This window comes from Brucella tritici (genome assembly GCF_008932295.1).
Taxonomy (GTDB): Bacteria; Pseudomonadota; Alphaproteobacteria; order Rhizobiales; family Rhizobiaceae; genus Brucella; species Brucella tritici.
In genome coordinates this window covers 1-243 of record NZ_WBWA01000130.1, presented here as the reverse complement: position 1 = coordinate 243, position 243 = coordinate 1, and the positions used below count along the sequence as shown (strand labels likewise).

Here is a 243-nt window from a genome sequence, read left to right as displayed (position 1 = left end):
ACTGAAGCGGGCATCGACTGCTGGCGAGAAGCGTGAGAATGTGTCAACCACCGTCAGGATGCGGATCTTCCGTCCAGTCGCCAACTGATCATGGACGAAATCCATTGCCCATACATGGTTGGAACGGGTTGCCTCTGTGCGATCAGCGCGAAGCTTCGCTTTCACGCGCCGTTTGGGAACCTTGTTCCGCAGCTGAAGTCCCATCTCCTTGTAAAGACGATAGATTCGCTTCGGATTTACGGG

At 54.7% G+C, this 243-nt stretch carries 1 protein-coding gene; it reads right to left on the bottom strand.

The genetic code is table 11. The annotated features are described in order from the left end of the window. The coding region (locus F9K91_RS25760; RefSeq protein ID WP_412842210.1) for a DDE-type integrase/transposase/recombinase at positions 1-243 on the bottom strand (243 nt) is incomplete at both ends.